General features: G+C 42.3%; 6 protein-coding genes, 1 tRNA gene and 1 pseudogene. 3 read left to right on the top strand and 5 right to left on the bottom strand.

Annotated features, from left to right (window positions below; translation table 11 throughout):
• Nucleotides 1-88 precede the first annotated feature (88 nt).
• The 3 genes from ABZA00_RS16035 (at nucleotide 89) to ABZA00_RS16025 (ending at nucleotide 1,949) form a co-directional block, all read left to right on the top strand.
• A tRNA-Lys gene (locus ABZA00_RS16035) sits at nucleotides 89-164 on the top strand.
• Between the two features lie 93 nt (nucleotides 165-257).
• Nucleotides 258-1,316: a quinolinate synthase NadA gene (nadA, locus tag ABZA00_RS16030; protein ID WP_372883156.1), complete on the top strand. Its 1,059-nt coding sequence runs from the start codon at nucleotides 258-260 to the stop codon at nucleotides 1,314-1,316.
• A 150-nt stretch (nucleotides 1,317-1,466) separates the two neighbouring features.
• Entirely contained in the window at nucleotides 1,467-1,949 is a 483-nt protein-coding gene (locus ABZA00_RS16025) for a DUF1456 family protein (RefSeq protein WP_372883155.1), read from the top strand.
• A gap of 56 nt (nucleotides 1,950-2,005) precedes the next feature.
• Here ABZA00_RS16025 and nth read toward each other — a convergent pair whose 3' ends face one another.
• The 5 genes and pseudogenes from nth to ABZA00_RS16000 form a co-directional block, all read right to left on the bottom strand.
• Nucleotides 2,006-2,641 (bottom strand): endonuclease III, encoded by a 636-nt coding sequence (gene nth / locus ABZA00_RS16020; protein ID WP_372883154.1) that lies wholly within the window; start codon nucleotides 2,639-2,641, stop codon nucleotides 2,006-2,008.
• Complete coding sequence (locus tag ABZA00_RS16015) at nucleotides 2,638-3,273, bottom strand: electron transport complex subunit E (protein ID WP_372883157.1); 636 nt, start codon at nucleotides 3,271-3,273, stop codon at nucleotides 2,638-2,640. Before ABZA00_RS16015 ends, nth begins: the two co-directional genes overlap by 4 nt.
• 56 nt (nucleotides 3,274-3,329) lie before the next feature.
• Entirely contained in the window at nucleotides 3,330-3,965 is a 636-nt protein-coding gene (rsxG, locus tag ABZA00_RS16010) for an electron transport complex subunit RsxG (RefSeq protein WP_372883153.1), read from the bottom strand.
• A gap of 89 nt (nucleotides 3,966-4,054) precedes the next feature.
• Nucleotides 4,055-5,107, bottom strand: coding sequence for an electron transport complex subunit RsxD (gene rsxD, locus ABZA00_RS16005; protein WP_372883152.1), 1,053 nt, complete (start codon nucleotides 5,105-5,107; stop codon nucleotides 4,055-4,057).
• A 4-nt stretch (nucleotides 5,108-5,111) separates the two neighbouring features.
• Nucleotides 5,112-5,551 (bottom strand): annotated as a pseudogene (locus tag ABZA00_RS16000) (electron transport complex subunit RsxC); the annotation flags it as partial.

Below are 5,551 nucleotides of genomic sequence, written 5' to 3'. Positions count from 1 at the left end.
GGGCCGTTAGCTCAGTTGGTAGAGCTATTGATACACTTTTAATTTAAAAGTGAATTATGAAACAAAATCAAACTATATAGCAATATATGGGCCGTTAGCTCAGTTGGTAGAGCAGTGGACTTTTAATCCATTTGTCGAAGGTTCAAATCCTTCACGGCCCACCACTCCCCTCCAGTTTGTTATAATCGATTTAATTACCCTTTTTAATTCTGTTCGCGGTATAATTATTATTATTTTTTAATATGTAAGAGACTATGATGAGCAAATACTCTCCACTTGCTGGTTCTGACTATCCTTTTCCTGCTAAGCCAATCGTTCTTTCAGAGCAAGAAAAGGTTGATTACAAAGCTAAAATTAAAACCCTATTAAAAGAAAAAGATGCGGTTTTAATTGCACATTACTATACCGATCCCGAAATTCAGGCCCTTGCTGAGGAAACTGGAGGTTATGTTTCCGACTCATTAGATATGGCACGCTTTGGCCGTGATCATAAGGCCTCAACACTGATCGTTGCCGGTGTTCGTTTTATGGGGGAAACGGCCAAAATTTTAACGCCTTACAAGAATGTATTAATGCCTGAGTTAGAGGCTACCTGTTCATTAGATGTTGGCTGTCCTATCGAATCCTTCAGCGAGTTTTGTGACCAGCACCCGGATCGTACCGTTGTTGTTTATGCAAATACTTCAGCAGCAGTGAAGGCGCGCGCGGATTGGGTCGTTACTTCAAGTATTGCTTTAGAAATTGTCGAGCACCTTGACAGCCAGGATAAGAAAATTATTTGGGGACCAGATCGTCATTTAGGCGGTTATATCGAGCGTAAAACCGGAGCCGACATGTTGATGTGGCAAGGTGACTGTATTGTTCATGACGAATTTAAAGCAAGCGCATTAAGAGATATGAAAGCGCTATACCCAGATGCAGCTATATTAGTGCATCCAGAATCGCCTGAGAGTGTGGTTAAGTTAGCAGATGCGGTGGGGTCAACAAGCCAGCTGATTAAAGCGGCGCAAACTCTGCCTAATAAACAACTGATAGTCGCTACCGATACCGGTATTTTTTACAAGATGCAGCAGGCATGTCCGGATAAAGAGATATTAACAGCGCCAACTGCAGGTAACGGTGCTACATGCCGCAGCTGTGCGCATTGCCCGTGGATGGCGATGAATGGCCTTAAAGCAATATATAATGCCTTAAATGACCCTACAGGGCATGAAATTCATGTCGATCAAGCGGTTGCGCAAGGTGCACTCGTTTCTTTAAACAGAATGATGGATTTTGCTGCTGAGCAGCAGCTAAAAGTGAAAGGCAACGCATAATTTTTCACATTGTCCGGCTTTATAGCCACCTGTAATCATTCCAAATCGGCATGTATGCGCTGTTTGTGTACCTACCCGGGTAACTTTAGGATGTAACTTGAAGTACTTTGGTAGGGCGTGCCTTTTATAACACTAACCTATTGAGAATATATGATCACAAATGATGTTTTACGACGTGTACGTTATGCGTTGAAACTAAACGATAAAAAAATGTTAGAAATTTTTGCATCGGTTGATAATGCAATTGACGAAAAATATTTACACAGCATCATGGCCAAAGAGGGTGAGGAAAATTATGTTTTCTGTCGTGATAGCCTGTTATCACTTTTCTTAGATGGTCTTATCAATGAAAAACGGGGCAAAAAGGAAGGTTCTAAGCCGGTTATCTTACCCGCGAAAGCAATTTTGCCTAACAACGACATTTTAAGAAAGTTACGTATCGCATTGAATTTTAAAGATGAAGATATGCTAAAAATGTTAGAGCTGGCGGGATTCCCTGTTTCCAAAAGTGAGCTGTCCGCATTGTTTAGAAAACAGGATCACCGCAACTATAAAGTCTGTGGCGATCAACTGTTACGCAACTTCTTAAATGGGATTACCATGCATTTTCGCGGCACCAAGGGCGAAGATTGAAGACTTCTTTTTAGTGTGCAATAAAAAACGAGCTTAGGCTCGTTTTTTTGTACCTATTAATCTTCCGTTTTATCTTTAAACTCACACAGGTCTTCAATTAAACAGGAGCCGCAGCGAGGCTTACGCGCAACACAGGTATAACGGCCGTGTAAAATAAGCCAGTGGTGCACATCAACCTTAAACTCAGCGGGTATGACCTTTAACAGTTTTTCTTCAACCTGATCAACATTTTTACCAATGGCTAATTTTGTACGATTTGAGACACGGAAAATATGCGTATCTACCGCTATTGTCGGCCAGCCAAATGCCGTATTTAAGACGACATTTGCCGTTTTACGACCTACACCGGGTAAAGCCTCCAATGCCTCTCTGTTTTCAGGTACTTCACTGTTATGCAGCGTAATTAATATGTTGCAGGTTTTAATCACGTTAACTGCTTTGCTATTATATAAGCCGATGGTTTTGATATAGTGCTTTAAACCTTCCACCCCCAACGCTGCAATTGCCTCCGGTGTGTTGGCTACGGGGTAAAGCAGATCTGTTGCTTTATTAACACTAACATCCGTTGCCTGTGCCGATAATATAACGGCAATCAACAATTCAAAGGGAGAGCTATAATTAAGCTCAGTTTGCGGTTTGGGATTGGCTGCCCGTAAACGGGTTAATATCTCGCGGCGTTTTATTTTGTTCATTTTTTTTCAATCCGGCGATCAATAACGTTTTTAATGGCGATAATCAATCCCATCACCATAAAGGCGCCCGGCGGAAGCGCTGCAAGCAAGAAACCGCTGTCAGTATGATAAAGCGTAGTGGTGAATATTTTCGCCCAATCACCAAGCAGTGTTTCAATGCCTGAAAATATTGTCCCCTGGGCTAATATTTCCCGACTGGCGCCTAAAAGAAGCAGTACAATGGTAAAACCCATACCCATCATCAAACCATCGAAAGCGGAGTGTTTAAGACTATTTTTTGAAGCAAAGGCTTCTGCACGACCGATGATTATGCAGTTTGTAACGATAAGCGGGATGAAAATACCTAAAGAGAGGTAAAGCTCATAGGTGAATGCATTCATCAGTAATTGAATGCAACTTACCAGTGAAGCAATGATCATTACAAAAATAGGTATGCGAATTGCCTGTGGTACATGATGTCGAATTAACGAGACAAGAGAATTTGAGGCGATCAGTACAAAAACGGTGGCTAAACCCAAGCCCAATGCATTGGTGACTGTATTGCTGACCGCCAGCAGGGGACATAAACCCAGTAACTGGACAATGCCCGGATTATTTTTCCATAATCCCTGCCAAATCAGCTCTCTATACATAGGATCTGCGCTGCCGGCTGTATCGATTGTCTGCTCGATTGACTGGCTCTGTTCATTCATAAACTTTCTCCACAATTCGCTTCATGCTTGAAGAGCTCATTTTTATTATTCTTAAAATAAATTAATGCATCTTTTACTGCAAAAATTACCGCACGCGGTGTAATGGTTGCGCCGGTAAAGGCGTCAAAATCACCGCCATTTTTTTTCACATCCCAGCGTGATTTCTGTGTTTCCTGATAAGACTTATCATTAAAGGCATAAATCCAATCAGATTTATTAGTTTGAACTTTATCTCCTAATCCGGGGGTTTCTGAGTGATGAATCACGCGCACACCGGCAGTTTGCCCATTTTCATAAATTCCTACCAGCAGATTTATCTGACCAGCATAACCGCTCATGGTTGTTGTTTCCAACATTAGCGCGACAGGATGATTATCTTTTTTTGCAATGAAAACCTGCTGTGGCTGCGTGCTACCTAACAAGTGCGGATCTGCAACGGTGAAACAACTGGCTACGATATCATTATCATATTGATCTACCGGAATAAGCTGGTTTAGCGTTTTCAGTAATGCATTTTGCTCCTGCTGGGCAATTTTAGGCTGTGCTAATTCGCTTACCAGTGCCACACTGGCGGTACAAATAATGGCAAAAGCTGAGAGTAATAATGCATTACGACTGATACTTGATCTCATATTAATCTCTCCCGCTATCAGTTTTTGTTTGTATATAGTTATTAATTGTACCTGCACATTTTTTTGTGCTTGTAAAAATATCAGCCATGTTAAACACGTCCCCCGTAAACCTTAGGCCGGGTGTAATAATCAATCAGCGGTACACACATATTACCGAGCAGGACAGCGAACGCTACCGCATCCGGGTAACCGCCAATATTACGAATGAGCACCACGATGAATGCGATTAATAAAGCGAATAAAACACGTCCTTTAACCGTTGTTGAAGCGCTGACCGGGTCAGTCAATATAAAAAAAGCACCTAACATAGTCGCACCTGAAAATAGATGGAAGAGCGGGGATGAATTGAGATCCGGATTGTGTGCAAAAGCGATAAAAGAAAAAACGCTAATGCCGAATAAAAAACTCACCGGGATATACCACTGAATAATACGCTTAGCTAATAATATGATTCCCCCGACTAAAAATGCACCGTTAATCCAATAAACTTTCTCCCAGGAAGAGGCTTTAAACTGCAGACTATTATGCACTTCGCTGATCGTAAAACCGGAATGCAGTGCATCGCGGGCGGTATTCAGCGGAGTTGCCATGGATAAGCCGTCAATGCTGAGATTAAGCTGCGCAACGGAATAACCGTCAAGGGTCGCGCCTGTAAATATGGCGCTTATCTGATCCATTATCGTTAAAGGAAATGGCTGCAGAGACAAATCAGGTAACCATGTAGTCATCTGTACCGGGAAAGAGATTAGCAGTAAAACATAAGCTGCCATTGCCGGGTTAAAAATATTTTGCCCCAGCCCGCCATATAAGTGTTTGACGAATACAATCGCAAAAAATGTACCAATGACCGTAATCCACCAGGGGGCGAGCGGTGGAATGGCAATGGCAAGTAAAATTGCAGTTACTAAAGCACTGGCATCTTTTAAGGTGGGCAGGACTGGTCGATTTCTTAATTTTAAAATTAATGCTTCACTCAATAGCGCGACAGTACAGGCAAGTGATATCTGAATTAAATTTGCAGAACCGAAAAAGTAAACCTGCAAAAGAATGCCCGGAATGAGGCATAAGACCACCCACAGCATAACCTGTGTGGTTGTCCTTGGTTGTTTTTGATGAGGGGAGCTTGCATTCTTATAGGCCATTTCTTTAATCCTTTTGCGCTGTTTTTTGCGCTTTTGCTTTGGCAATCGCTGCGGCTATTTTGGCTTTTCGTTGATCCGCCTGAAGTTGATTTTTTTCATCAGCGCTCTCTTGAGTCGCTGGCGCATCGCTATTGTTATTATTACTCTCAGTGTTAAGCTGTTTTTCCTGCTTATATAACTGCGCCTGCTCTTTACGTTGTTTACGTGCTTCTATCACATCGCTATTGTCGGGCAGCTTATTATCACTTTGCTGAGTTGTTTGTGCCGCTTGTTTTTTAGCTTTTGCACGGGCAATGGCCGCAGCGACGGCCTCTTTTTTACTGTCAGTTTTTGACTCTTGTTGTTCGCTTTGCTGATCTGCTTGCGCCGCTGCTTGTTTTTTAGCTTTTGCACGGGCAATGGCCGCAGCGACGGCCTCTTTTTTACTGTCAGTTTTTGACTCTT

It is taken from the genome of Psychromonas sp. (genome assembly GCF_041586535.1).
GTDB lineage: Bacteria > Pseudomonadota > Gammaproteobacteria > Enterobacterales > Psychromonadaceae > Psychromonas.
This window is presented reverse-complemented; position numbering and strand designations above follow the sequence as displayed.